We start from the raw sequence: 24,273 nt of genomic DNA on the forward strand, positions 1-24,273 counted from the left end.
GTGTTTTCCTCCACTTGGTGCGACGGACCTCCTCCGTCGCGGTTGCGTTGCGGCCCGTCGGAACCTCAACCCGGGGACTATCCCCAATTCAGATAGAGCGTCTGCTTGCGCAGATAGCCGTCAAACCCATACTTGCCGTCCTCCCCGCCAAGGCCGGATTGACCCCAGCCGGTATGGAAGCCCTGGAACTGTTCGCCATTGGCGCGGTTGAAATAGATCTCGCCAAATTTCAGCGCCGCCGGTGTGCGCATCAACCGCCTGTAATCGCGGGTGAAGACATAGGCCGAGAGGCCGTAGTCGGTATCATTGGCAAGGGCGACTGCCTGTTCGAAGCTCTCGACTTCCATCGCCGCGACCACCGGACCGAAGACCTCCGTCTGCATCACCGGCGAGGCATTGTCGGCAACCGACAGAACCGTCGGCGAATACCAATGTCCCTTGGCAAAAGCGCCGTCCTTCAGCGGTCCACCCGGCAGAAGGATTTCGGCCCCAGCCTTGACCGCCTGATCGACGATCTCCTTGATCTTGGCGATTTCCGCCGAGTTCACCTTCGGGCCGAGATCCGGATCGGTCATTGGATCGCCGATCGTGAGCCGCGAGGAGCGCAGCACGAACTTCTCGAGAAACTCCTCGGCAATGGCGCGATGAAGGTACATCCGCTCATTGCAGGTGCAGATCTGTCCGCAATTGGTGTAGCGCGCAGCCACGGCCGCCTCGACCGCCGCATCGATATCGGCATCGTCCATGACGATGAACGGCGCCTTGCCGCCAAGTTCCAGGCGGAGCACCTTCAGGGTTTCGGCGGCAGTGGCGAAGATCTCCTTGCCGGCGCGCGTGCTGCCGGTCATCGTCACAAGAGACGTCACCCGACTTTGCACCAGAGCGCGGCCAACCACTGGCCCACGCCCGGTGACAACATTGAACACACCCGCTGGAAGACCCGCCTCGTCGGCCAGCAGCGCCAGAAACAACCCCGAAAGCGGTGTGACCTCATGGGACAGGAGGACCACCGTATTGCCCGCCACCAGAGCCGGCGCCAGCTTTCGCGCGGCAAGCGCTGCCGGATAATTCCACGCCGTCAGGGCCACCACGACGCCAAAGGGATGACGGCGAATCTGGATTTCCTCGTTGATATTGTCGGACGAAACTATGTCGCCCTCGATCCGCCGGGCATTGCCGGCATGGTAACGCAGGAAACCGAGCACGGCGCCAACTTCACCCCTGGCCTGACCAATCGGCTTTCCCTGCTCCATCGTGATGATCTGTGCGAGTTCTTCTGCGCGCATCGCCACTCGGTCAGCCAGCTTCACGACGAAGTCGGCTCTCTGAACAGCCGGAAGGGCGGCCCAGGCGGGTTGCGCAGCCTTCGCTGCATCCAGTGCGACATCCGCATCCTCGGCGACGCCTTCCGGGATCGTGGCAATGAGGGATTCATCCGCGGGATTTTCCACCGCCAGGGCGTTGCGGCCGGCGCCGTCGATCCAGCGCCCCCCCACATACATCATCCCCTGTATAGGGGTCCCGCCGCCTCGCTCGAACCGCATTGCCAAACCTTTTCGTCGTACCAAACTTATGTGAAACCTAGATAATGGATGCACCAAAAGTCAAGTCGACTTAGGCAAGATTCTAAATTTCATGCATAAACACTGGTATTTCAGCGCAAAACCATTGATTGCCAGATCGAAAACGGTAGATTGCTGCTAGATTTTAGACAGACCAAAGGCGGACACGATGCGCAACCAAACCGCGGAAGACAGCAGACAAGGCGGACGTGCCGCCGATTGGGTCATCGCCAACATCCAGGAGGACATACTCTCCGGCGCGCTTGAGAATGGCGCGCCGCTTCCGGCCGAGCGGGAGTTGATGGAACGGTTCGGAACAAGCCGCACCGTCGTGCGCGAAGCAATCACTACGCTTTCAAGTCGCGGCATGATCGAGGCCCGCCCCCGCTATCGCCCTGTCGTGCGCAAGCCCGGCTACGACACGGCCTTGTCCACCGTCGGCAGCATCGTCAAGCTGCTCATCGGTGAGCCCAGTGGCGTCCGAACGCTTTATGAAAGCCGCGTCTTCATGGAACGCGCCCTGTCGCGCGACGCCGCACGTCTGGCAACGCGTGACGACATCAATGATCTGCGCACGGCGCTGGCGGCCAATCACGACGCAATCGACAACTCGGTTCGCTTCTACAATACCGATGTCGCCTTCCATGGGGTGCTCTACCGGATTCCGCGCAATCCGATCTTCCCTGCCGTCCACGAGGCCTACACCTCCTGGCTGGCACCCCACTGGGAGCGCATGCCCCGCTCGCCGGAACGCAACCGCATGAACTATCTCAGCCACAAGGCGATCTTCGATGCCATCGTCGATCGCGACGGCGATGCCGCGGAGAAAGCGCTGGAAACGCATCTTTCGGCTGCGTGGGAATATGTGCGCGGCACCTTCGAGGTTCAGGACTGATGAGCGATCGCTACGACCACATCGTCATCGGCGGCGGCGCGGCAGGCTGTGTTGCAGCCGCCCGGTTGGCGCGGGACGGAAAGGCGAAGGTCCTGCTGCTGGAAGCCGGCCATTCCAATCGGCATCCCCTTCTCGACATGCCGCCGGGCATCTTCAAGATGATCAACGGCTCGCGCTACATGCGCTATCACCGCACTGTCGCACAGCCTCATCTCGACGGTCGCGTCCATGAGATCGCGCAGGGAAATGTTCTGGGCGGCGGTTCGTCGGTCAACGCACAGGTCTATATGCGTGGCAGGCCGAGCGACTACGACGAGTGGGATACATTGCTGGAGGGCAGCAATGACGGGGTCGGCTGGGGCTGGAAAGATGTCCTTCCGCACTTCCGCCGGATGGAGGGCAACAATCGGCTCGGAGGCGACCTGCATGGCAATGAAGGTCCGCTGCTCGTGTCTGATCCCGGGCATATCGACCAGACCTCGCGCTGGTTCGTCCAGGCTGTCCAGAACATGGGTGTCCCCTTCAACCCCGATTTCAACGGAACCAGTCAGAAGGGCGTGGGCTTCTATCAATTCATGAATCGCGACGGCAAACGGTCCTCATCGGCCTATGCGTTCATCGAACCGGAGAAGAACAACCCCAAACTCGCCGTGCAGTTGCGCTGCGAAGTGACCGAGATCCTGTTTGACGGTGACCGCGCCTGTGGTGTCGCGTTCCACAAGGACGGCGGCCCCAGACAGGAAGTCCATTGCGGCGGCGAAATCATTCTGTCGGCCGGCGCACTGGTAACGCCCAAGCTTTTGATGCTCTCCGGCATCGGCCCGTCGGATCATCTGGCCGAGCATGGCATTGCCTGCCGGCACCATGCGCCAGGTGTCGGGCAGAACTTGATAGACCATCCGGAAGTCCCGATGTCGGTCTATCTGAACGGAGCTTATGGCTATTATCGCCAGGGCGAAGGCTGGCGTATGCTGCGCAATGGCCTGCAATTCAAGCTCTTCGGCACCGGACCAATCACCACGGCTGGCGTTGAGGCTGGCGCCTTCATCAACCCGCACGATCCGGACGGGATACCGAGCATCCAGGCCTTTTGCGTGCCGATCGTCTATGTCGATCGCGACCGGCGCGACCTCGTGAAGGATGGTTACGGCCTGACGATTACCACCGTGGTCGTGAAACCGCGATCACGCGGCGAAGTTCGTCTTGCCTCCGCCGATCCCGCAGCCCCGCCCCTGGTGTCGCCCAACCTGCTGAAGGATGATGCCGATATGCGCGAGATGATTGCGGCGCAACGCTTCTTTCTGAAGGCGTTCCGCCAGTCGCCGCTGGCGTCCAGAGTCGACAGGATAGCGTTACCGCAAAGTCCTGATCTGTCCGACGAAGGGCTTCACACCCACTGCAAGGCCTTCGTCAAGACCAACTATCACCCGGCCGGCACCGCGCGCATGGGCCCGGATGGGGACCCGCTCGCGGTTCTGGATGCGCGGATGCGTGTGCGCGGGGTAAGGGGACTCAGGGTCTGCGACATGTCTGCGGTTCCTGACATCAATGCCGGCAACACCAATGCACCCGCCATGATGCTCGGAGACCGCTGTGCCGACATGATCATGGGCCGGATATAGAACTGCAGCGGAGCTCGCGTTGGACTCGATGCGAGGTACCGCGGCGTTCTCGCAACGGTCCTCGGCTCCTCGCGTCATTCCCCGGCCAGATCGCGGATGGCCTGCATGACAGCGGCAACGTGATCAGTGTCTTTTGCCGCGGCATGGGGATTGGCAAACCGCCCGCCGTCATTGTCGTAATACTGGCCTGAAGCCTTGGCGAATTCGTCCGACAGCGCGGCGCGGCGCAGGATGTCGGCGCCGATGCGCAGGTCGTTGCCTGCAACACCGAAACCTTCCTTCACCATCTTCGACGCCAGCAGCGAGCCGGGGTTCACCGCGACGAAGACCGGGCCATCGGGATGCTGCCGCGCCATTTCCTGCGTCCAGATCGTGATCGCCAGCTTGCTTTGCGCATAGGCACCCATGTGATCGAGCGCGACCTCGCACCGCAGCGCGGCCAGATCGACCGGAGCTTGCGCAGCCGAGGACAGGTTCACCACACGACCGTCCCGCGAAAGGCACGGAAGCAGGGCCTGCGTCAGCACATACGGCGCAATGGTATTGACCACGAAGCGCACATCCAGTCCTTCTGGCGTTCGCGTCTGCGATGTCTTGTAGACGCCCGCATTATTGATGAGGACATCCAGCCTGTCATGGCGCGAAAGAATTGTCTTGGCCAGCGCACGCACCTCATCCAGCCGCGCGAAGTCGGCAAGGTAGGTTTCGGGGGTGCCACCCAGCGCGCGCGCCACCGCTGCCAATTTGTCGGAGCTGCGTCCGTGCAAAAGGACTTTATGTCCTTCTGCAGCCAGCGTTCGAGCCGTCAGAAGTCCGATGCCGTCGGTTGCGCCGGTAATGAGAATGGTCTTGGCCCTGGTCATGATTGTTCCTCAGCGTTGGGGAATTCCGGTAGCAGCGCCTCGGCAAGGCGATGCATCGTGTCATCGATATCGGCGCCGCTGAAGCGAAGATTCAGCGCGACATGGTTGATGCCGAGGTCGCGCAGTTCGGCAAGATAGCGCTTGAGGAATACCGTGCCGGATTGGAAGCCCAGATGGATCGGCCGCGGCGGGGCATCCGGCTGCTCGACAAGATCTACATAGAGCGACTGCATCACCGGTTTGTCAGGCAGTCCGGCCTCGGCAATCCGACGACGATAGTCCGCAACCACTAGGCCCTGCGCGGCAGCATCGCGCGGATAGGTCATCCAGCCATCGCCGTTCCGGGCCACCCACTCGGCCGATTGCTGACTGCCGCCGGTGATCAGCAGCGGCAAGCCACCGGCGGTCGGTTTCGGAAGCATGTCGATCCCGCCCGTCAGGATGCCTTGTGCTGTCTCTATACGGGGGTAGCTCTCGGCCATCGCGCGGATGTAGTCCACGCTGTCGCGAAACCGCGCGCCGCGATCGGGGAAGGACATGTTGAGCGCCGGGTATTCGTCGGGCCGGTCGCCCGAGGCGATGCCGAGCAGAAGCCGCCCGCCAGACAGCGCATCCGCCGAGGCGGCGGCCTTGGCCACATGCGCGGGATGGCGCAGCGGCAGCACCATGCTGGCCACTCCAAGCGCGATATTGCGCGTCGCCATGGAGAGCGCGCCGAGATAGACAAAGGGATCGAAGACCTGCCCGGCGTCACCGAAAGACGGCACGTTGAACGGCACATCGCGCAGCCAGAGTGCCGAGAAACCCAAACTGTCGGCCAGTTGTGCGCGTTCGATGTGCCGCGTCAGATCCGGAACCGGGTCGTGGCCATGCGGGTCCAGCGGCACGACCAGCCCGACGCTCAGGCGCCCGGGCCGAAAGACCGCGTTGTAGGCGCGGTTCAGGGTCTGGAAGTTCCTCATCTCGACCTTCTCCAGCATGTCTTCTCTCCCGTCGCCTCTATTCCTCGCTGGACGGCACAACGTCGAGCACGGAAGAATGAACCATTTGGAAGGCTCCTTTCCTTGCGGCTGTCGAACCTGAACGTCAGAACCAGCTGACCGTTTCCGCCATGCTGCGACGGGTCTTGGGAAATTCGGGATCCTTGGCGCGGTAGCCGAAGGCGAACATCACCGCGGGTTTCCACTTGCCGGTGTCGATTTCGAAATGCTGCGCCAGCGTCTGGGTCGTAAGCCCCATGTCGAAACCTTCGATCGGGCAGCTGTCGATGCCGATCAGGGCGCCCGCGGTCATCATGTTGGCCAGAACGATATAGGCCTGCTTGCCCGACCAGTCGGTGATCTGACGATCCGTCGTAATGCCGTGGTCGGTGGTCTGGAACTTGCCATAGGCGCCGTTGAACATCTCGATCACCGGTTCGGGCAGCTTCTTGACCGTCCGGTAGTGATCCACAAGGTAGTCCGACCCAGCCGTCATCGTCTCAGCGGTACTGGCAAGTATGATGCCGAAATGGCTCGCCGTGCCCAACTGACCGGCAGAACCATTCATGATGCCGTTCGCCCCCCAGGAGAACTCGCGGAACAATTCCCGCTTTTCCGGGGTCTGGATGAGCAACACCTTGAAGGGCTCGTGCCCGAAGGAGGTCGGCGACAGGCGCGCGGCTTCAAGGATCGTCTCGAAGGCACTCTCGTCGATCTTGCGCTCGGGGTCGAAGACCTTGGTGGCATGGCGGAAGTTGAAGGCGTCGATGATCTGGGCCTGGATGTCGGGAAGAATCTTGGTGATCGCGTTCATGGCTCATTCCATTGGTGCTGTGTTTCGCTGCCCAACAGATATCACTTGCAATTTTGAATTAAATCAGCAGCCTTCGGAGTTCAGTTTTCCGATTTTGGATATAATGGTGATGGACACTGACTGCTTGCGTCTGTTTGTTTTGGCAGCCGAACGGCTCAACATCAGCGACGCCGGACGCGCGCTTGGTCTGGCTCCGGCGGTCGCGAGTGCGCGTCTTGCAAAACTTGAAAACGAGCTAGGCGTCGAGCTTTTGCGCCGCACGACGCGCAAAGTTTCCCTGTCGCTCGACGGATCGGATTTCCTGCCCTACGCCCGGGAAATCTTGGCGCAGGCGGATGCCGCGCGTGCCGCCTTGGGTGGTGCCGGGACGGATCTGAAGGGAACGCTGCGCTTCGCGGCTCCGAGCAGTTTCGCACAGCTCCACATCATGCCCCTGCTGCCTGAATTTTACGCGCGCTATCCCAATCTCACACTTGACCTGCGGCTCTCCGACACACGCTTCGACCTGATCGAAGGCAGTTTCGATCTTGCGCTCAGAAGCGCGCCGCTGACCGACAGCAGCCTGAAGGGGCGGAAGCTTTCCGACGACACTCGCATCCTTTGCGCATCGCCGGGCTATCTTGAAAGCCGCGGGACGCCTCTCTCGCCACTTGAACTGGCACGTCATCAGTATATCGCCTGGAGCAATCTCGAGCCGCGTAGCCTCGTGAACGCGACGGGAGAGACCGCGGTGCTCGAGCCAGGCCAGATGACCTGCCGTGCCATCGTCGACGATGGCGATGCGCAGCGTGAGGCGACCATAGCCGGTGCCGGGATCTCGGTGAATTCACTCTGGAGCGTCGCCCACGAGATCAAGTCGGGCAGACTTGTTCGCATCCTTCCCGGCTGGCGACTGAACGAGCCCACAGTGCTTTGGCTCGTCTATCCGAAATCAAATGTTCTGACGCCGAAAACCCGTATTTTCATAGACTTTGTGACCGACAGGCTGGGCAATCGCCCCGAGTGGTCCGCCTGAAAACTGCCGGCTGTCGCGGCCCGAGGTATCAACCAAGCGCCTCGACGGTTGAACATGGAAGACCAGTGTCGTCTCCTCGGCCGACGGCAAGTCAGCGGAGCTCGCCATGTTCGGCCAATTGGCCTCCATCCTTGCCTCGATGCTGGCGCTTCAGCAATGTGTGCCGGATTGCGCGATCGGCACGCAAACACGCACGCTCTCCTCATTGGGAAAGAGAGCTCGGGGAAAGAGAGGAAAAGCAGGCATTATCGAGCCCGGCTTATGTCCGCGATCATCATGTTGCGACAAGAACTTCCACGCCACGGCGCTCGAATTCCTTGGCGACACGGTCCGGTATGCCGTCGTCTGTAATCAGGGACTGGATGACATCCAGCGATCCGAGACGGGTGAACGACGACCGCCCGATCTTTGTTGAGTCCGCAACCAGATAGACATGGGCTGCCGCCTTGATCATCGCTTCCTTGAGCTGCAGATCGGCAAAGCTCGGATAGGTCAGCCCGGCCTCCAGATCGACGCCGGCGGTGGCGAGAAAAAGCTTCCCCGCAAAAATATTGCTGAAATACTCAACCGACTTGTCACCCGACAGGGACAGCGTCGGCGATTTGAACTGGCCTCCCGGCATATGGACGGCGAAAGTCGGCACCGCCCCCAAGATGATCGCGATGTTGAGTGCATTGGTAATCAGGGTCAGGTTGCGGCGACTCGCCAGCCGCATGGCGATCTCGGTCGTCGTCGTGCCCGCGTCGAGGATCAGCGTCTCGCCATCCTTCACCAGACCGGCGGCCAGAGTGCCGATCTTGCGCTTCTTGTCCATGTTCTCCTGGTGATGCAGGGCCATGGTGCCCATCTGGGGCGCGGCGGAATTCAGATAGGCGCCACCATGCTCGCGCGTGATGAACCCTTCGTTTTCCAGCCGCTCAAGATCCTGACGGATCGTCGCCTCGGAGACGTGGAATGCAGTTGCCAGCTCGCGCACGCGCGCCGAGCCCTCTTCCTGCAACCATTCGAGGATACGCCGACGCCGTGGCTCGGAGAGCAAGCCCACCATGGATTCGGAAGAATCGTTTTCTGTCTTCGCGTCCATGTCTCGACAAACCTCGAATTTCGCAAGCAAACAGCAGTGTTTCGATCTTAACCCACGGCTCCCTTACAACAAGTGCCCGTCAGTTGAAATACTCATCACGCTTGGTTCTGCAGGACCACACGGGCCTGCAGCTTCTGCTGCACCTGATCGACCACGACGGCAGCGATGATCACGAGTCCCTTGATCACGGTCTGCCAGAAGGAGGAGACGCCCATCATGATCAGGCCATCGGCCAGGATACCGATCACGAATGCGCCGACGATCGTCCCGCCGATGCGACCGCGGCCACCGGACATGGAGGTTCCGCCGAGGACGGCCGCGGCAATCGCATTGAGTTCGAAGGTCTCACCCGTCGCCGGATGGCTCGCCTGCAGCTGCGAGGCAATGATGAGGCCGACCAGCGCGGCACAGAAGCCGGAGAACATGTAGACGAAGAGCTTGATGCGATCGACATTGACACCGGACAGGGCAGCCCCGCGCTCGTTGCCACCAACCGCATAGATGTGACGACCAAGTGGCGTCCGTGTCGCGAGATAGGCGGCGGCGAGCGCAACGACGACCATGATCCAGACCGAGAGGGGGAAACCGAGCAAGCTCCCCGAGCCGATCAGCCTGAAGGTGTCGGAGCCATACTCCGGATTGCCGGCAAGGTTCGGGAACGTCCGGCCGTCGGAAAAAAGAAGGGCAGCACCTCGGGCAACATAGAGAATGCCGAGCGTCGCGATGAAAGGCGCGACATTGAGCTTCGTGATCAGTAACCCGTTGATCAACCCGATCAGGATCCCGACGACAGCGACGACCAGGCAGATCTCGAGCGTGTTGAACTGCAGGCTCCAGCCGATCTGTAGGTCGATGCCGTAAAGCACCAGCCAGCCAGCAACCATGGCGCACAGACCGACGATCGAGCCGACGGAGAGGTCTATGCCGCCTGATACGATGACGAAGGTCATGCCGATGGCAAGCAGCGCATTCAGCGCCACATGCTTCGAAATGATCAGCATGTTCGCCCCCGTCAGAAAGTTCGGCGCAGCGACGGCGAAGAAGGCAAACACGAGAATCAGGGCGACGAAGGTGCGCATCTTCAGGAGGAGAAGCAGCATCGAGGTTTGCGAAGATGGACCGACAGCCTTGCTGCCGTGGGCGGTGACGGAACTGCTCATGAAGATTTGACCTTGTTCAGATTGGGCGTCGCGGCGGAGATGACGTCCGCGGCGGCGGCACCGGCCGGAAAGTCACCGGTGAGCCTGCCATTCGCCATAACGAGAATGCGATCGGAGAGAGCGAGAACCTCCTCCAGATCCGAGGTAACGAAAAGAATGCCGAGACCATCGGCCGCCAGCTTGCGCATGGTGCGGAAGATTTCGGCCTTGGCGCCAATATCGATGCCGCGAGACGGCTCGTCCATCAAGAGGATGCGTGGCTTGGTCATCAGGGCCTTGCCGATGACGACCTTTTGCTGGTTGCCGCCCGAAAGGCTCGACACGGGATGTTCGAGGCTCGCGATCTTGATCGCCATGCGCTTGACGAATTCTGCGGCCTTGGCCGCTTCCGCCTTCAAGCTCAGGTGGAAGACCCTGGTGAAATCGCCGAGCGACGAGAGCGTTAGATTTTCACGAATACTCATGATCTGCACCAGACCGTCGCGCTTGCGGTCCTCCGGGATCAGCGCAAGACCGCGCCTGATCCGCCCGGACACACTACGCTCCTTGACGCGCTCTCCGCCAATGAAGAGCCTGCCTGCCGAGGCAGGATGCTGCGCCATGATACATTCCAGAAGTTCCGACCGTCCGGCCCCCATCAATCCGTAGAGGCCGACAATTTCTCCCGATCGCACCGAAAGCGACATGTGATCGACCACATATCCGCCAGCAGGGCTGGGCAAGCAGACATCTTCGACGCGGAAAATCTCGTCGCCGAGCGAAGTGTGCTCGGTCTTCGGAAACTCCTTGGAGGCGCTGCCGATCATGTTCGAGACGATCCAGGGAATATCGACCCCCTCCATGGAGCGTGCGCCGGTGATCACCCCGTCGCGGAGGACGGTGATATAGTCTCCGATCCGGATCAGTTCTTCGAGCCGGTGGGAAATATAGACGATGCCCACACCCTGGCGCTTCAAGTCGCCAATGACGCGAAACAGCACCTCGACCTCGGCGGCAGAGAGGGCCGACGTCGGCTCATCGAGGATCAGGATACGTGCGTCTTCGGCAAGCGCTTTGGCGATCTCGACAATCTGCTGCTGGCCTATCCGCAAGTTGCCGAGCGGCATGTCGGGATCAATGTCCTGCTCCAGACGCTTCATGAGCGCAGCCGCGACGGCCCGTTGGGCGGCCCTGTCGATGTGGACCCCGCCGACCGTCTTCTCGTGGCCGACGAAGATATTCTCCGCGACAGTCAGGTTGGGAAAGAGATTGAGCTCCTGAAAGACGATACCCACGCCATGGCGCGCCGCATCCGTGCGGTCGGCGAAAACGACAGGCTTGCCGTCGAGCGAAATGGTGCCACCATTCAGCTGCTCGACCCCCGCGATAACCTTCATCAACGTCGACTTGCCGGCACCGTTCTCGCCAACCAGAACGTTGACCGCCCCCATGCGCAGATCGAAATCGACATTCTTGAGGGCTTGCGTTCCCGGATAGATCTTCGACCCGGAGCGGATCGTGAGCCCGATGGGATGCGCCTCGCTCATGGCACGACCTCCACGCTGACAGGTGTCACGAGCGGCTTCTCGCCAGCGGAACGCAGAACGGTGGCGCCGAGAAACTCGACCGTCTTGCCGTTCAGCGCGCTGTCGGCTGATATCGTCGACACGGCACGATCATTCAGCGCGCGACCAAGTCGCGCATATTCGATCTGATCGCGAAACGCAGAGAAATCATAGAGTGGTGTCGCGTCGCGAAGCGCCGAACCCTTCACGACGGGGCCGAGTTGCAGGATTGCGTCAGCCGTTCCGTCGCCGTCGAGATCGACTTCGGCAACCGCCGCCTTTGAGGCGCGGTCTTCGGCGACGACCCTGCCCTTGCCCTTGACCGCGAAATTCCAGCCACCGCCGGCACCACCGACGCGCAGGCCATATTTTCCACCCGCATCATCCAGCCCGGCCGTCACCGCATCGAGCAGGACGGAAAGGTCGACTGCTGTTTCGGACAGGGTCGAAACGAGTTTCGCCTCGAAGGTTTCGGACACGAGCGCCTCGATCGGATCGACCGCCGCTTGATCGGCACTCTCGGTTTTCACGAGCTTGCAGCCCGAAAGGCTCAACGCGACCAGCAGGCCGGCTGTGAACAGGATGGGTTTCATCATCAAAGACCATTTTCTTCAACTGAGACGACCACCCGGCGCGCAAGCGCCCCGGGTGGTCTTCAGGCACGAAATCACTGCGAGATAGCAAATGTCTCGAGCTTGGAGGCATTGTCCTTGTTGACGAGAATGCAGTCCATCAGCTGCTTTTCATCGACACCTGTCGAACCGGTCTTGATGAACTTGTCTGCCTGTTCGACCGCCAGCTGGGCCTGCTGATAGGCAGGCTGCAGAACGGTCGCCTTGATGCCGTCCTTCAGGATGGAATCGCGGACATCGTTTGAGCCGTCGAAGCCGACAACGATGACGTCCTTGCGACCGGCAGCCTCGAGAGCGGCGTACGCGCCCATGGCCATGGTGTCGTTACCCGAGATGACACCCTTGATGTCGGGATGGGCCTGGAGCATCGATTCCATCACCGTATAGGCTTCGGTCTGCGACCAGTTCGCAGTCTGGCGAGCGACCATCTTCATGTCCGAATACTGGTCGATCACGTCGTGGTAACCCTGCGAACGGATGCCGGCATTCGTGTCGGATTCCTTGCCGACGAGTTCGGCGTAATTGCCTGTCTCACCCATCAGCTTGACGAACTCTTCCGCCCCGAGCTGCGCACCCTGGTAGTTGTTCGAGACGATCTGCGAGACGGCAACACCCGTCGCCGTGATCTCGCGGTCGATCAGGAAGGACGGAATGCCCTTGTCCTTGGCCTTCTGAACGGCCGCCACCGAGGCATCAGCACCGGCGTTGTCGAGGATGATTGCCTTGACCCCGGCCGCGATGGCGGAATCGAACAACTCGCTCTGTTTGTTGGCGTCATCGTCATGGACCATGATCATCGTTTCATAGCCAAGCTCCTTGGCCTTGGCCGCAGCACCGTCGGCTTCCGCCTTGAAGAACGGATTGTCGTGGCTCGGTGTGATGATCGCGATGGTATCGGCCGCCATGGCAAAGCCCGGCACAAAGCCGGACAGGGTCAATGCGCAAACAGATACGAGAAAACGGCGTGAAATTTTCATTAGAACCTCCCTTACTCCAAGCCACCTCCTTGTGACCTGTGCATTTTCTATCGAATGATTTCGATTGATGTCAATCTATTTTTGTTTGACTCTCGGCACCTACGTTCCTGGACTCGTCGGGCACGGACTTCGCGCGAATAGGACTCCATAAACGCTGCAATGCAGCAAATTTAGATCCGAACACGGAAAAGCTCTTGTCGCACACCTAAAATTATGGAAGATATCGAAATCAAACAAAAGCAAACGAAAGCCTTCCACATAGATCGCAGGCGCCGCGAAAGCATCGCGACCCGGGGCAAGCAGACCTGCGAACAGGTGGACGGATTTCTCTAACTGGAGGACGCACCCTATGACGACCCAACGCTTCGGCGCCGGAATCTGGCATTTCGCAACCTATGTCGATCGCTACGCGACCGACGGCTACGGCACTCCACGCAGTGTCATCGACGCGATTGACCTTGCCGGCCAGGTGCGCGACCTCTCGGTTGTCGACATCAACTACCCCTTCTTCGGCGGAGACTTCACCAACGCCGAGATCAAGACCGCTCTCGACCGCAACAATCTCGGCGTCATCGGCATCACTCCGGAAATCTACACCCGGGAATTTTCCAAGGGCTCCTTCACCAATCCGGATGCCGGCATCAGGAGACGAACCCACGAATTGGTCACGGAAGCCTGCGACCAGGTTCGCTATTTCGGCGCTGACTATGTAAAACTCTGGCCAGGCCAGGATGGCTGGGACTATCCCTTCCAGGTCGACTACGGCACGTTGTGGAAGCACTCGCTCGACGGTGTCGGCCAATTGGCGAGCGAAAACCCCGATCTGAAATTCGTCATCGAGTACAAGCCGCGCGAACCGCGGGTTCGCATGAGTTTCGGCTCTGTCGCCCGCACGCTTCTCGGCATCGAGAAGATCGGCCTGCCGAACATCGGCATTCTCCTGGATTTCGGTCATGCGATCATGGGCGGGGAATGCGCCGCCGACAGCGCGCAGCTCGCCATCGACTATGGTCGGCTCTTCGGCATGGACGTCAACGACAACTACCGCAGCTGGGATGATGACCTTGTCGCGGGCAGCCTGCACCCGATCGAATTGTTCGAATTCTTCTACGTGCTGAGGAAGAACAAGTGGGAAGGTGTTTGGCAGCTCGACCAGTTCCCCTTCCGCGAGGACAGTGTCGCGACCGCCAATCACGCCATCGACTTCCTGAAAGCCGCAGACAAGGGTCTTGAGACACTTGATCTCGACGCCCTGAAGGAAGCGCAGAGCCGACACGACGCGATCTCAGCCTTGCGGATCGCCCAGAAGGCTCTCTTCGGCGCCATGTGAGCGCAGGTTGCAGTGGGGTCCTCCCCAACGGAAAGGCTTGTTGAATGCTGAAGAACGATACCGTTCAGACCATCCGCGAGAAGGCGCTATGGATGCGCCGTCGCGCCTTCAAGATGGTCTATGACGCCCAGCTTGGGCATCCGGGCGGGGATTTTTCCGCCATTGATATCATCGCCACGCTCTACTTCGGCGTGATGCGATACGACGCGACGAAACCGGCCCTCGAGAGCCGCGACCGGTTCATCATGTCCAAGGGTCATGCGACCGGCGCGCTTTACACAGCGCTCTGTGCCGCGGGCTATTATCCCGAGGATTGGCTGGATACATACATGCAGCCGAACTCCAGACTGAACGGCCACCCGAACAGGAATTACCTGCCGGGCGTGGAAACCAACACCGGGCCGCTCGGACATGGCTTGCCTGTCGGGCTCGGCATTGCAATCGCCGCCCAGATCTCGGAGCAGGCTCATCGCACATTCGTGCTGACAGGCGACGGGGAACTGCAGGAAGGCTCCAACTGGGAAGCGGCAATGACCGCCGGCCATCGGAAGCTCGAAAATCTGACCCTGATCGTTGACCGCAATCGTCTTCAGCAGGGAATGGGCACCGAGGAGACCAATGGTCTGGATCCCCTCGACGAAAAGTTCAGGGCCTTTGGCTGGGAGGCATTGATGGTGGATGGCCATGATATCGGCGCCCTCCTCGACGTCCTGGCGACACCGCGCACGGGCAGGGGCCGTCCGCTCTGCGTGATTGCCAATACTGTGAAAGGCAAGGGTGTGTCCTTCATGGAAAACAAGGCATCCTGGCATCATGGCGTGCCTAATGCCGAACAGTACGGAATTGCTTTGGAGGAACTCGTCTGATGGCCGCTCCCGCCAAGAAACAGGAAGGTTTCCACGACTGCCGTGACGCCTGGGCTCGCACGCTCGAGGACCTCGCGGCCCGGGATCCGCGGATCGTCGCCGTCGTCAACGATTCCGTCGGCTCGTCGAAGCTCGGCGGCTTTCAGAAGGCGTTTCCCGAGCGTCTGGTCAACGTCGGTATCGCCGAGCAGAACATGGTCGGCGTCGGCGCCGGGCTTGCCAATGGCGGCAAGATCCCCTTCGTCTCGGCCGCCGCGTGTTTCCTGACCGCTCGCGCCCTGGAGCAGATCAAGGCAGACATCGCCTATGCCCGCTTCAACGTGAAGCTCGTCGGCCAGTCGTCCGGCGTGGCCTATGGCGAGCTTGGCCCCACGCACCACTCGATCGAGGACTTTGCCTGGCTTCGTCCGCTCGACGCCGTCACAGTCATCGTGCCTTCAGACGCCTGGGAAACGGCAGAAGCGGTCAAGTGGGCAGCAGCCCATGAAGGTCCTGTCTATCTGCGCCTGAGCCGCATGCCGGTGCCGGACCTTGACATCAAGAACCGTGTCTTCCGCCCCGGAAAGGCCGAACTTGTTCGAGACGGCAGCGACGTGACCGTAATCGGCTGCGGCACCACCGTGCACCTGGCGCGTCAAGCTGCCGAAAAGCTTCAGGACGAAGGCATTTCGGCCCGCGTCCTCAACATGGCGACCCTCAATCCGCTCGACGAGGAGGCGCTCGCGGCCGCCGCCGGCGAAACCGGTGCGATTGTCACCGTGGAAGAAGCCAATATCCGCGGCGGGCTGGGCGGCGCTGTCGCCGAATACACGGCCGGGCATCAGCCGGTCCCGGTGGAGCGGGTCGGATTTCCCGGTTTTGTCGTCACCGGCTCCGTGGACTTCCTCTTCGAGCATTACGGCATCACAGCCGACGGGATCGCCGCGGCAGCCCGCCGGGCACTCGCGCGCAAGCGGTGAGCACGATGGCGCAAGACAGGCCGCTCATCCTTGCCGTCGACCAGGGCACGACCAACACCAAGGCCGTGCTCATCGATGCCTTGGGCAAGGTCGTTGCAAAGGCCTCGGCACCCCTCGCATCGAACTATCCGCGACCAGGCTGGGCCGAGCAGTCGGCCGATGCCATCTGGATGAGTGTCCAGTCCGTCATGGCCGACATCGTTGCGGGCAACCACGGCTCCATCGCCGGGATCGCCATCAGCAACCAGAGAGAGACGCTTGTTGTCTGGGATTCCGAGACCGGCGAACCGCTCGCACCCGCCATTCTGTGGCAGTGTCGCCGGACTGCGGCCGCCTGCCAGGCTTTCATCGATACCGGACATGATGCGACCGTCGTCGGCCTGACCGGATTGTCGATCAACGCGCTCTTCCCGGCATCGAAGCTCGGCTGGGTGATGGAACACGTGGCTTCGGCGCGGGATCTCACAAAACGCGGACGTCTGCGTGCCGGCACGGTGGACAGCTGGCTCCTGTTCAAGATGACGGGTGGAGCTGTCTTTGCAACCGACCATTCCAATGCCTCGCGGACCATGTTGTTCGACACGGCGAAACTGGAATGGAGCCCTGAACTCTGCACCCTCTTCGACGTTCCGGCCTCGGCGCTCCCGCGGGCCCTGCCCTCGAACAATCGCTTCGGCCATACCGAGGCAGGGACAACTGCGCTGCCAGCAGGCACGCCGATCCTTGCCATGATGGGTGACAGCCACGCGGCTCTCTATGGCCACGGCGTTCGCGCCCCGGGCCTGGTCAAGGCGACCTTCGGCACAGGCTCGTCACTGATGACCCTGACTGACAGGCGTGTGTTGTCCCGGCATGGTCTCTCGAGCACGATCGCCTGGTCGGATGGTTCCGGCGTCGCCTATGCTCTTGAGGGGAATATCACCGTTTCGGCACAGGCCATTGCCTTTGCCGCGACCCTGCTGGGTCTCGATGGCCCGGCCGCCCTATCCGATCTTGCGCAATCCGTCTCCGACAGTGGCAAGGTGGTATTCGTCCCGGCACTCGCCGGTCTGGGTGCGCCGCATTGGACGGACAATGCGACGGGCACGATTTCCGGGATGACCCATGCGACCATGCCGGCCCATGTCGCCCGCGCAACGATGGAGGCAGTCGCCCTTCAGATTGCCGACGTCTTCGAGGCCATGCAGCAGGATGTCGGGCTTGCTCTGTCCGGACTGATGGCGGATGGCGGTGCGTCGACCAATGATTTCCTCATGCAGTTGCAGGCGGACATTCTGGACCGGCCGGTATTGCGCGGCGATCAGCCGGAAGTCGGCGCCATCGGTGCAGCGGCGATGGCCTTCCACTCATTGGGGATCAGCCCCCCAGAGCCTTCTCATGCTCGCCGGTTCGATCCCGGGACCATGCAGGCCGACGCGCGCGCCGACCTGCTGACGCGGTGGCGCGAGGCGATCACACGCGTGAAGTCACCTGTTTCGAACGCCGTTTGAATGTGGCCGAAAGATCAGCTCTTTCGGCCACGGCAAGGCATCAGGCGGCGGCCGCTTCGCCGCCTTTCTGTCCGGCCATATGGAGAGCAAGATCGGCGATCGTGATCAGCGGCAGCTGATGTTTCAGACAGAACTCGCGCAATTCCGGTAGCCGCGACATGGTCCCATCGTCGTTCGCGACCTCACAGATAACGCCTGAGGCCTGAAGGCCTGCGAGCCTTGCAAGATCCACCGCCGCTTCCGTGTGGCCCGGGCGACCGAGCACGCCGTCAGGATGCGCGCGAAGCGGAAAGATGTGACCAGGACGGGCGAAATCCTCGGCCTTCGAAGTCTCGTCCAGCAGCGCGCGAACGGTCGCGGCCCGGTCCGCCGCCGAAATCCCGGTCGTCGTGCCATGGATAAAGTCGACGGACACCGTGAAGGCGGTCTTTAGATATTCCGTGTTGCGCGGCACCATCAGCGGAATGTCCAGCGCATCGAGCCGTTCACCCTCCATCGCAATGCAGATCAGACCGCGGGCATGCTTCATCATGAAGGCAACGGCTTCCGGCGTAATCTTTTCCGAAGCGATGATGATATCGCCTTCGTTCTCGCGATCCTCGTCGTCCACAACGACGATCATGCCGCCCTCAGCGAGCGCCGCGATTGCATCTTCAATTTTCGAGACTGTCATTTCCATGCCTTTCAAGGGTATCCCGCTTTCGCGGCAAAACACGACCCTGCGGTCGCAATTTTCCCTTGGGCGAACAAACGCATGCACCCGGCCTTGCAGACGGGTCAACACACCTTGTCCTCTTCCATCCGGACTATACCGTCGGCTCCGGCATCGCACCGGATCTGCTGCCTTCTGCCGAGGCAGAAGCGCTCGCGGGCTCCCGGCCAAGCCGGATACCGCCGGTGGGGAATTGCACCCCGCCCTGAGAACAGCGAAACCCTACAACCTCAGTTGCGTCCATTTCAAGCCCAGTTTTCAACATGGCTGGCATGACGGCATGAACCGATTCCTGCAGTTGACCCGACACGAACGCATGACCCGCTCTTCTTGAAGGTCAGAACGAGTTCGCCCGCAGGCTCTGGGCCCGTGAGTTCAAGGACAAGGTTGAGAAGCTGGGGTAACCGATCCGGTTCCAGCCTGTCCTCGCGGACGAGGAAGCTTCATGGCCCGGGCTGCAAGGTTCATTGGTTGCGGGTTGCCTGAGTGTCGGAGTCCTAATCTTGTGCTCGATCCTCTGTCTTCACGATACGACCGTCCTCCAGCGTGAGGATGCGGTCAGCGCGATCGAGGATGCGATTGTCGTGGGTAACCAGCAATGTTGTCGTACCCCGGGCCTTACCCATGCGTTTGAGAAGATCGACGACCTCTGCCGCACTGTCTTTGTCCAGCGCGGCAGTGGGCTCGTCTGCCAGCACCAGCGCCGGGCTGGAGACAAGGGCGCGGGCAACGGCGACGCGCTGCTTCTGGCCGCCTGACAGGTTCGCGGGCAGATAGGTGGTACGGTCGGTCAAGCCGACCAGCCCAAGCGCATGCTCAGCCGCGCTCTGCGCCACCCGATCGGCCACTTGACCATGCACCTGCACCCCCATCATGACGTTCTGCACCGCAGTCAGGCTTTCATGCAGATTATGGGCCTGGAATATGAAGCCTAGGCGGCGGCGCAGACTGACAAGCTGCGCCTGCGATGCGCCGTTCAACTCGCTTCCCAGAAGCCGTACAGATCCATCCTGTACGGCTCGAAGACAGCCGACAAGCGTGAGGACAGTCGTCTTGCCAGACCCGGAAGGCCCCATCAGCACGGTGAAGCTGCCGCGTTTCAGCATCAGGTTCACGTCAAACAGCGCCTGTTTGCGGACGTCGCCACTGCCAAACCAATGATTCAATCCGCGCACATCGACAATTGTCTCGCTGTCCATTGCAGCCTCCTAGAAGAGATCGGCAGGGTCGGCGGCGCCAAGCCGACGGGTCGCAATGGCGCCGGACAGGGCGGAAAAGATGATGGTGCCGAGAAAAACGGTCACTGCCATCGAAGGTGTCATTCCCAAGGGCAGGGTCGTGATCTTCCCCATGAACGTCAGGATGGTCGTCCCGACAACAAGTCCTGGAATGAAACCCATGATCCCGAGCACCAGCGCTTCTTCGAAGACGATACCGAGGAAGAAGCGGGGGCCGTAGCCCATGGCCTTGAAGGTTGCGTATTCGCGCAGGTGGTCGGCCACATCGGTGGACAGCACCTGATAGACGATAACGATGCCAACGAGAACGCCGATCAACACGCCGAACCCGAAGATGATACCCGTGGGCCGTTTTGTCTGCTGATAGCGCAGATCCTCCTGCGCTGCCTCTTGATAGCTGCGGATGCGAAGGGACGGGTCGGAAATCAGTGTTTTCAGGCGCGCGATCACGGTCTCTGTCTCAGCGCCGGGGCGCAGGCGCAAAAGAACATGGTCGGGTGCGGAGGAACTGCGCGTCGGGAATAGCGACAGGAATGTCTGATCCGAAACCAGCATATAGCCATCACCACCGAAACCGCCTCCGCCGGCGAATGTGGCATAGGCGGTGACTGTGCGGCCTTGCGTCTCAAAGGAGAGCGGCGTTTGTGGACGGATTGAAGCAGCTTCCTCCTTGGCCAGACCACGGGCGAGCCGATCGAGCAATGCCGCGTTTTGCACCCGCAGGAGATTGAGATCGCCGGCTATATCCCTGGACAGAAACCCGGTCTTGACCGGATCCACACCGAAGGTCGTCAGACTGATATCCTTCTCGCCGCGATCCCAGGGAACATTGGCGATGAACAGACCCATGCCATCGGATACATCCGGATCCCCCATCGCCTGCAGCAACCACTGCCGAGCCACATTGCCCCCGTCGGTCAAGGTGCTCGCATCGCTGGCCGAGATCATGATATCCGCCTGGAAGAAGTCATAGGGTCGCAATGTTGCGGCCCCCATCGAATTCATGATCCCAAGCTGGACGAAGACCAGAACATTGGCAAAGGCCACCCCGGCGAGTGCCGCGGCGAAGCGAGTGCGGCTGTGGGTCAGTTGCAACCAGCCGATGGGCAGCCGCCCGAACAGGCGTTGCAGCAGGTAGCTCATGGAACGGCCCGTACCGTGGTGTCAATGCGGGCGATGACCTCGAGATTGGTGAAGCGTGCAGCAACATCCGAGGAGGCTTTGTCCAGCACCACCAGGACCTGGATGACGCGCGCGTCCTTGTTTTCCGCCGCATCGTCTGAAATCAGGCCCTGCCGCCCCACCGTCAGCCCGATCCGGTCCACCCGGCCTTGCAGCGTGGCGCCAAAGGCCGGGGTTACCAGTTCCACCGGCTGGCCAACCATGACGGCACTGATGCGATCCTGCCAGACCTCGACCTCGGCCATCATCTGATCCGTATCTCCCATATCCATGATTCCGTCGGTGGGAGGTCGCTGTCCGGGCGTAACATGAATGTCGAGGATCGTTCCGGTGATGGGCGCCACCACCTCGGCGCGTGCAAGATCGAGACGAGCACGGGCCAATTCAGATTGGGCTGCATCGACATTGCGTCGCGCGACGATCACATCGGGCTGTTCGTCCAGCGTGACTGAAGCATAGCGCGTCAGCGTTGCCTCTGCGCGGACAACGGAAAGTCTCGCGTCTTCCGCCGCAGCCCGGGCCGCATCGAGGGCCGCCTGTGTGCTGACGGCGTTCGAAGCAAGCGCCTCCGTTCGTGCCAGGGCCGATGCAGCTTCTGCCGCCGTAGATACGGCTTGATCGAGTGCGGTTTGTGCTTCGTTGCGGCTTGCCTCGACCGCCGCCCGCGTCTGGATGAGGTTTGCTTCGCGCACGGCGAGGTTTGCCTCTGCGGTGAGCACGGCACCGGCAAGCGCCGTGTGATTGTCGAGCCTCGCCAGCAAGGCGCCTTTCTCCGCCCGGTCGCCCACGGAAACGAGAATCTCCGCAATGCGCGCATCGCCGGCCCCATAAGGTGCCGCGACAACCGAAACGTCGCCGCGGGGCATGACTCGCGCCAATCCCACCACATCCGAGGGCAACAAGGTTTCTGCCATCTTGGGCGGCAACTCGATGTCAGGCGGCAGCGCAATCGGCGCATCCGAGCCACCGCCGGGTTGAAGCCCTGTCAGCGCGTAAAACTTCTGCAACCCTGTCGGTTGGAAATACATTCCCAGCACCGCACCTGAGAACATGAAAACGGGGACCAGCAGCACGAGCAGGTACCGCTTGCGAAACCAGTTGCGCTGCCGAGGTGTTTTTGGCTCCGACAGTTTCAGATTGATCGGGAGGCTTTTCTCATCAGTCGCTGACATTGCAGTTCACTCGTTCCTGTCGATCTTTGAATGCGAGGTTGACCCTTCGTCCCGGTCCTACCAACTGGCAAGGATGCCTCGGCGGCAACCAAGCTGCAACAGATTACATATCACAGAACATATATGTTATTGTTTGTTACAGTGCATTCGTGAGCCTGACCAGACTCCAAGCGGATGTCCCGAAGTTCTTCGCCTCGTCAGAGCCTTGCAGACGAGCCTGACGAATGGCGTCGCGACGCCGGAGGCCTGGCAACCCGGCGAGAAAGTCATTGTCGGCTCGCCGAAGACGATGGCTGAAGTGGAGAATCGGCTAACCGAAGGCCTGGAGACCACGGACTGGTACTTCACCGTCAAGGACCTTGCCTGAGCATGCCTTGGCAATCCGGCACCAAAACGGTGACGGCAGCAGATCAACCTTCGTGCCTCTTCTGGGTGCGAAGGCCGATCCTTGAAGCCGGCGCCAAAACTGAAAATCACCGATATTGACGAAGGAACTCAAGATGACTGCCAGACCAGATGTGAAAGGCTTTTTCGACCAACGCACATTCAGCATCCAATATGTCGTCAGCGATCCAGCGACAGGGAAATGTGCGATCATCGATCCGGTGCTGGACTACGATGAAAAGTCGGGCGCAACCGCGACCCGAAATGCCGATGCGATCCTGGATTATATCAAGGAAAAGCGGCTCAGCGTCGAATGGATCCTCGACACCCACCCCCATGCAGACCATTTTTCCGCCGCTCGCTATCTGAAAGAGAAGACCGGAGCGCAGACCGCCATCGGCGCGCGTGTGGTCGAGGTACAGGAGCTCTGGAAGGAGATTTATAACTGGCCAGACCTGCCAACCGATGGCTCGCAGTGGGACAGGCTGTTCGAGGCCGGCGAGACCTTCTCGGTGGGCGACATCAAGGCCCGCGTCCTCTTCTCACCCGGCCACACGCTGGCTTCGATCACCTACGTGATCGGCGACGCCGCCTTTGTGCACGATACCTTGTTCATGCCGGATAGCGGCACGGCCCGCGCCGATTTTCCCGGTGGCAGTGCAAAGCGGCTCTGGGCCTCGATTGGGGAAATCCTGTCGATGCCCGACGAGACGCGCCTGTTCACGGGCCATGATTATCAGCCGGACGGGCGTGAACCCCTCTGGGAAAGCACCGTCGCCGAACAGAAGCGCAGCAACCCCCATATTGCCGGCAAGGACGAGGCAGCTTTCGTTGCGCTTCGCGAAGCACGCGACAAAACACTGCCGATGCCGAAGTTGATCCTGCATGCGCTGCAGGTCAACATTCGCGGAGGACGCCTGCCGGAACCGGAAGCAAACGGCAAGCGCTATTTGAAGATCCCGCTGGACGCGCTTGTAGGGGCAGCCTGGGAATGAACGACATCGTCACCCAGGCCCTGACGGCGATCGGCTCGGGCGGCCTCGTGGGCTTTACGCTTGGACTGATCGGCGGCGGCGGCTCCATCCTGGCAACGCCCCTGTTGCTCTATGTGGTCGGCATCTCGCAACCGCATATCGCAATCGGCACCGGCGCTCTGGCCGTATCGGTCAATGCCTATGCCAATTTTATCGGCCATGCCCGCAAGGGGCATGTCTGGTGGCGTTGCGCTTTCGTCTTTGCCGCCACCGGGACGGTCGGAGCACTCGCGGGCTCAACACTCGGGAAAGCTTTCGACGGGCAGAAGCTGCTTTTCCTGTTTGGCCTGTTGATGCTGGTCGTTGCAGGCCTGATGCTCCGGCCCCGGACCGCAATTGTCTCAAATGTCGTCAAGACGGATGGCCTGACATGCTGGAAAACGGCGGCTGTGGCCATCGCAGCAGGAGCAGCATCAGGCTTCTTCGGAATTGGCGGAGGGTTCCTCATCGTGCCAGGCCTGATGCTCGCGACCGGCATGCCGATGATCAACGCGGTCGGATCGTCGCTTCTCGCCGTCGGGACGTTTGGCCTCGCCACCGCGATCAATTACGCGGCCTCGGACCTGATCGACTGGGCGATCGCGGCCGAGTTTATCAGTGGTGGCGTGATCGGTGGCTTCGGCGGCATGCTGCTGGCCACCCGTCTTTCAACCCGCAGAAACCTTCTCAACCGCATCTTCGCCGTGCTGATCATCGGCGTTGCTTTCTATGTGCTGTACAAAAGCAGCGCTGCGATCTTGCCCCTCTGGTGAAAGGTT

The 24,273-nt window shown here is 61.0% G+C and carries 22 protein-coding genes, 1 pseudogene and 1 riboswitch; of the genes and pseudogenes, 10 read left to right on the forward strand and 13 right to left on the reverse strand.

The genetic code is table 11. From position 1 onward, the window contains the following. Positions 1-77: 77 nt before the first annotated feature. The gene (locus LJE98_RS15810; protein WP_229576182.1) at positions 78-1,544 is read right to left on the reverse strand and encodes an aldehyde dehydrogenase family protein; all 1,467 of its coding nucleotides are present in this window, start codon (positions 1,542-1,544) and stop codon (positions 78-80) included. A 187-nt stretch (positions 1,545-1,731) separates the two neighbouring features. Here LJE98_RS15810 and LJE98_RS15815 point away from each other — a divergent pair, with 187 nt between their 5' ends. Both LJE98_RS15815 and LJE98_RS15820 read left to right on the forward strand, forming a co-directional pair. Continuing rightward, a complete protein-coding gene (locus LJE98_RS15815; protein WP_229576183.1) occupies positions 1,732-2,457 on the forward strand; it encodes an FCD domain-containing protein in 726 nt (241 codons plus the stop codon). Next, complete coding sequence (locus LJE98_RS15820; RefSeq protein WP_229576184.1) at positions 2,457-4,079, forward strand: GMC family oxidoreductase; 1,623 nt, start codon at positions 2,457-2,459, stop codon at positions 4,077-4,079. Before LJE98_RS15815 ends, LJE98_RS15820 begins: the two co-directional genes overlap by 1 nt. A gap of 74 nt (positions 4,080-4,153) precedes the next feature. Here LJE98_RS15820 and LJE98_RS15825 read toward each other — a convergent pair whose 3' ends face one another. The 3 genes from LJE98_RS15825 to LJE98_RS15835 all read right to left on the reverse strand — a co-directional run bounded on the left by LJE98_RS15825 (position 4,154) and on the right by LJE98_RS15835 (position 6,736). Beyond that, positions 4,154-4,942 carry an SDR family NAD(P)-dependent oxidoreductase gene (locus tag LJE98_RS15825; protein ID WP_229576185.1) on the reverse strand — a complete coding sequence of 263 codons (789 nt, stop codon included), beginning with the start codon at positions 4,940-4,942 and terminating at the stop codon, positions 4,154-4,156. Next, entirely contained in the window at positions 4,939-5,922 is a 984-nt protein-coding gene (locus tag LJE98_RS15830; protein ID WP_229576186.1) for an LLM class oxidoreductase, read from the reverse strand. The genes LJE98_RS15825 and LJE98_RS15830 overlap by 4 nt, the downstream gene beginning before the upstream one ends. Positions 5,923-6,028: 106 nt before the next feature. After that, on the reverse strand, positions 6,029-6,736 hold the full coding sequence (locus LJE98_RS15835; RefSeq protein ID WP_229576187.1) for an NAD(P)H-dependent oxidoreductase: 708 nt from the start codon (positions 6,734-6,736) through the stop codon (positions 6,029-6,031). Here LJE98_RS15835 and LJE98_RS15840 point away from each other — a divergent pair. Then, the gene (locus LJE98_RS15840) at positions 6,723-7,751 is read left to right on the forward strand and encodes a LysR family transcriptional regulator (protein ID WP_229576259.1); all 1,029 of its coding nucleotides are present in this window, start codon (positions 6,723-6,725) and stop codon (positions 7,749-7,751) included. The two genes, LJE98_RS15835 and LJE98_RS15840, sit on opposite strands and share 14 nt — an antisense overlap. A 274-nt stretch (positions 7,752-8,025) precedes the next feature. On the opposite strand, the gene LJE98_RS15845 is transcribed toward LJE98_RS15840, so the two are convergent. The 5 genes from LJE98_RS15845 to LJE98_RS15865 all read right to left on the reverse strand — a co-directional run bounded on the left by LJE98_RS15845 (position 8,026) and on the right by LJE98_RS15865 (position 13,148). Continuing rightward, complete coding sequence (locus LJE98_RS15845) at positions 8,026-8,835, reverse strand: DeoR/GlpR family DNA-binding transcription regulator (protein WP_229576188.1); 810 nt, start codon at positions 8,833-8,835, stop codon at positions 8,026-8,028. Positions 8,836-8,930: 95 nt separating this feature from the next. After that, positions 8,931-9,995 carry an ABC transporter permease gene (locus LJE98_RS15850; RefSeq protein WP_229576189.1) on the reverse strand — a complete coding sequence of 355 codons (1,065 nt, stop codon included), beginning with the start codon at positions 9,993-9,995 and terminating at the stop codon, positions 8,931-8,933. Beyond that, a complete protein-coding gene (locus LJE98_RS15855) occupies positions 9,992-11,521 on the reverse strand; it encodes a sugar ABC transporter ATP-binding protein (protein ID WP_229576190.1) in 1,530 nt (509 codons plus the stop codon). The genes LJE98_RS15850 and LJE98_RS15855 overlap by 4 nt, the downstream gene beginning before the upstream one ends. Continuing rightward, positions 11,518-12,135: a DUF2291 family protein gene (locus LJE98_RS15860; RefSeq protein ID WP_229576191.1), complete on the reverse strand. Its 618-nt coding sequence runs from the start codon at positions 12,133-12,135 to the stop codon at positions 11,518-11,520. The genes LJE98_RS15855 and LJE98_RS15860 overlap by 4 nt, the downstream gene beginning before the upstream one ends. A gap of 71 nt (positions 12,136-12,206) precedes the next feature. After that, positions 12,207-13,148 (reverse strand): D-ribose ABC transporter substrate-binding protein, encoded by a 942-nt coding sequence (locus LJE98_RS15865; protein WP_229576192.1) that lies wholly within the window; start codon positions 13,146-13,148, stop codon positions 12,207-12,209. 349 nt (positions 13,149-13,497) lie between these two features. Between LJE98_RS15865 and LJE98_RS15870 the strand changes: the two genes are divergently transcribed. The 4 genes from LJE98_RS15870 to LJE98_RS15885 are packed head-to-tail and all read left to right on the forward strand — an operon-like array spanning position 13,498 to position 17,793. Further along, positions 13,498-14,478 (forward strand): sugar phosphate isomerase/epimerase family protein, encoded by a 981-nt coding sequence (locus tag LJE98_RS15870; protein ID WP_229576193.1) that lies wholly within the window; start codon positions 13,498-13,500, stop codon positions 14,476-14,478. 44 nt (positions 14,479-14,522) lie between these two features. Then, a complete protein-coding gene (locus tag LJE98_RS15875; RefSeq protein ID WP_229576194.1) occupies positions 14,523-15,344 on the forward strand; it encodes a transketolase in 822 nt (273 codons plus the stop codon). Continuing rightward, on the forward strand, positions 15,344-16,303 hold the full coding sequence (locus LJE98_RS15880; protein WP_229576195.1) for a transketolase family protein: 960 nt from the start codon (positions 15,344-15,346) through the stop codon (positions 16,301-16,303). Before LJE98_RS15875 ends, LJE98_RS15880 begins: the two co-directional genes overlap by 1 nt. Positions 16,304-16,308: 5 nt before the next feature. Further along, positions 16,309-17,793 (forward strand): FGGY family carbohydrate kinase, encoded by a 1,485-nt coding sequence (locus LJE98_RS15885; protein ID WP_229576196.1) that lies wholly within the window; start codon positions 16,309-16,311, stop codon positions 17,791-17,793. A 40-nt stretch (positions 17,794-17,833) separates the two neighbouring features. Here LJE98_RS15885 and ribB read toward each other — a convergent pair whose 3' ends face one another. The 4 genes from ribB to LJE98_RS15905 form a co-directional block, all read right to left on the reverse strand. Continuing rightward, positions 17,834-18,466: a 3,4-dihydroxy-2-butanone-4-phosphate synthase gene (ribB, locus tag LJE98_RS15890; RefSeq protein ID WP_229576197.1), complete on the reverse strand. Its 633-nt coding sequence runs from the start codon at positions 18,464-18,466 to the stop codon at positions 17,834-17,836. Positions 18,467-18,578: 112 nt separating this feature from the next. Continuing rightward, a riboswitch (FMN riboswitch) is annotated at positions 18,579-18,722 on the reverse strand. Between the two features lie 280 nt (positions 18,723-19,002). Then, positions 19,003-19,704 carry an ATP-binding cassette domain-containing protein gene (locus LJE98_RS15895; protein ID WP_229576198.1) on the reverse strand — a complete coding sequence of 234 codons (702 nt, stop codon included), beginning with the start codon at positions 19,702-19,704 and terminating at the stop codon, positions 19,003-19,005. A 9-nt stretch (positions 19,705-19,713) separates the two neighbouring features. Then, entirely contained in the window at positions 19,714-20,886 is a 1,173-nt protein-coding gene (locus LJE98_RS15900; protein ID WP_229576199.1) for an FtsX-like permease family protein, read from the reverse strand. Beyond that, positions 20,883-22,097 carry an HlyD family efflux transporter periplasmic adaptor subunit gene (locus LJE98_RS15905; protein WP_229576200.1) on the reverse strand — a complete coding sequence of 405 codons (1,215 nt, stop codon included), beginning with the start codon at positions 22,095-22,097 and terminating at the stop codon, positions 20,883-20,885. The genes LJE98_RS15900 and LJE98_RS15905 overlap by 4 nt, the downstream gene beginning before the upstream one ends. 205 nt (positions 22,098-22,302) lie before the next feature. On the opposite strand from LJE98_RS15905, the gene LJE98_RS15910 reads away from it, so the two are divergent. The 3 genes and pseudogenes from LJE98_RS15910 to LJE98_RS15920 all read left to right on the forward strand — a co-directional run bounded on the left by LJE98_RS15910 (position 22,303) and on the right by LJE98_RS15920 (position 24,267). Continuing rightward, a complete protein-coding gene (locus tag LJE98_RS15910; RefSeq protein ID WP_229576201.1) occupies positions 22,303-22,464 on the forward strand; it encodes a hypothetical protein in 162 nt (53 codons plus the stop codon). Positions 22,465-22,606: 142 nt separating this feature from the next. Beyond that, positions 22,607-23,476, forward strand: a pseudogene (locus LJE98_RS15915) (MBL fold metallo-hydrolase); the annotation flags it as partial. Next, positions 23,473-24,267: a sulfite exporter TauE/SafE family protein gene (locus LJE98_RS15920; protein WP_229576202.1), complete on the forward strand. Its 795-nt coding sequence runs from the start codon at positions 23,473-23,475 to the stop codon at positions 24,265-24,267. The pseudogene LJE98_RS15915 and the gene LJE98_RS15920, both read left to right, overlap by 4 nt. The last annotated feature ends 6 nt before the right edge of the window (positions 24,268-24,273 follow it).

The organism is Rhizobium sp. 'Codium 1' (genome assembly GCF_020889605.1).
GTDB lineage: Bacteria > Pseudomonadota > Alphaproteobacteria > Rhizobiales > Rhizobiaceae > Allorhizobium > Allorhizobium algae.

Coding starts and splice junctions, on each gene's coding strand:
- LJE98_RS15810 (WP_229576182.1), bottom strand. CDS start 1,544: ATGCGGTTCGAGCGAGGCGGCGGGACCCCTATACAGGGGATGATGTAT.
- LJE98_RS15815 (WP_229576183.1), top strand. CDS start 1,732: ATGCGCAACCAAACCGCGGAAGACAGCAGACAAGGCGGACGTGCCGCC.
- LJE98_RS15820 (WP_229576184.1), top strand. CDS start 2,457: ATGAGCGATCGCTACGACCACATCGTCATCGGCGGCGGCGCGGCAGGC.
- LJE98_RS15825 (WP_229576185.1), bottom strand. CDS start 4,942: ATGACCAGGGCCAAGACCATTCTCATTACCGGCGCAACCGACGGCATC.
- LJE98_RS15830 (WP_229576186.1), bottom strand. CDS start 5,922: ATGCTGGAGAAGGTCGAGATGAGGAACTTCCAGACCCTGAACCGCGCC.
- LJE98_RS15835 (WP_229576187.1), bottom strand. CDS start 6,736: ATGAACGCGATCACCAAGATTCTTCCCGACATCCAGGCCCAGATCATC.
- LJE98_RS15845 (WP_229576188.1), bottom strand. CDS start 8,835: ATGGACGCGAAGACAGAAAACGATTCTTCCGAATCCATGGTGGGCTTG.
- LJE98_RS15850 (WP_229576189.1), bottom strand. CDS start 9,995: ATGAGCAGTTCCGTCACCGCCCACGGCAGCAAGGCTGTCGGTCCATCT.
- LJE98_RS15855 (WP_229576190.1), bottom strand. CDS start 11,521: ATGAGCGAGGCGCATCCCATCGGGCTCACGATCCGCTCCGGGTCGAAG.
- LJE98_RS15860 (WP_229576191.1), bottom strand. CDS start 12,135: ATGATGAAACCCATCCTGTTCACAGCCGGCCTGCTGGTCGCGTTGAGC.
- LJE98_RS15865 (WP_229576192.1), bottom strand. CDS start 13,148: ATGAAAATTTCACGCCGTTTTCTCGTATCTGTTTGCGCATTGACCCTG.
- LJE98_RS15870 (WP_229576193.1), top strand. CDS start 13,498: ATGACGACCCAACGCTTCGGCGCCGGAATCTGGCATTTCGCAACCTAT.
- LJE98_RS15875 (WP_229576194.1), top strand. CDS start 14,523: ATGCTGAAGAACGATACCGTTCAGACCATCCGCGAGAAGGCGCTATGG.
- LJE98_RS15880 (WP_229576195.1), top strand. CDS start 15,344: ATGGCCGCTCCCGCCAAGAAACAGGAAGGTTTCCACGACTGCCGTGAC.
- LJE98_RS15885 (WP_229576196.1), top strand. CDS start 16,309: ATGGCGCAAGACAGGCCGCTCATCCTTGCCGTCGACCAGGGCACGACC.
- ribB (WP_229576197.1), bottom strand. CDS start 18,466: ATGACAGTCTCGAAAATTGAAGATGCAATCGCGGCGCTCGCTGAGGGC.
- LJE98_RS15895 (WP_229576198.1), bottom strand. CDS start 19,704: ATGGACAGCGAGACAATTGTCGATGTGCGCGGATTGAATCATTGGTTT.
- LJE98_RS15900 (WP_229576199.1), bottom strand. CDS start 20,886: ATGAGCTACCTGCTGCAACGCCTGTTCGGGCGGCTGCCCATCGGCTGG.
- LJE98_RS15905 (WP_229576200.1), bottom strand. CDS start 22,097: ATGTCAGCGACTGATGAGAAAAGCCTCCCGATCAATCTGAAACTGTCG.
- LJE98_RS15920 (WP_229576202.1), top strand. CDS start 23,473: ATGAACGACATCGTCACCCAGGCCCTGACGGCGATCGGCTCGGGCGGC.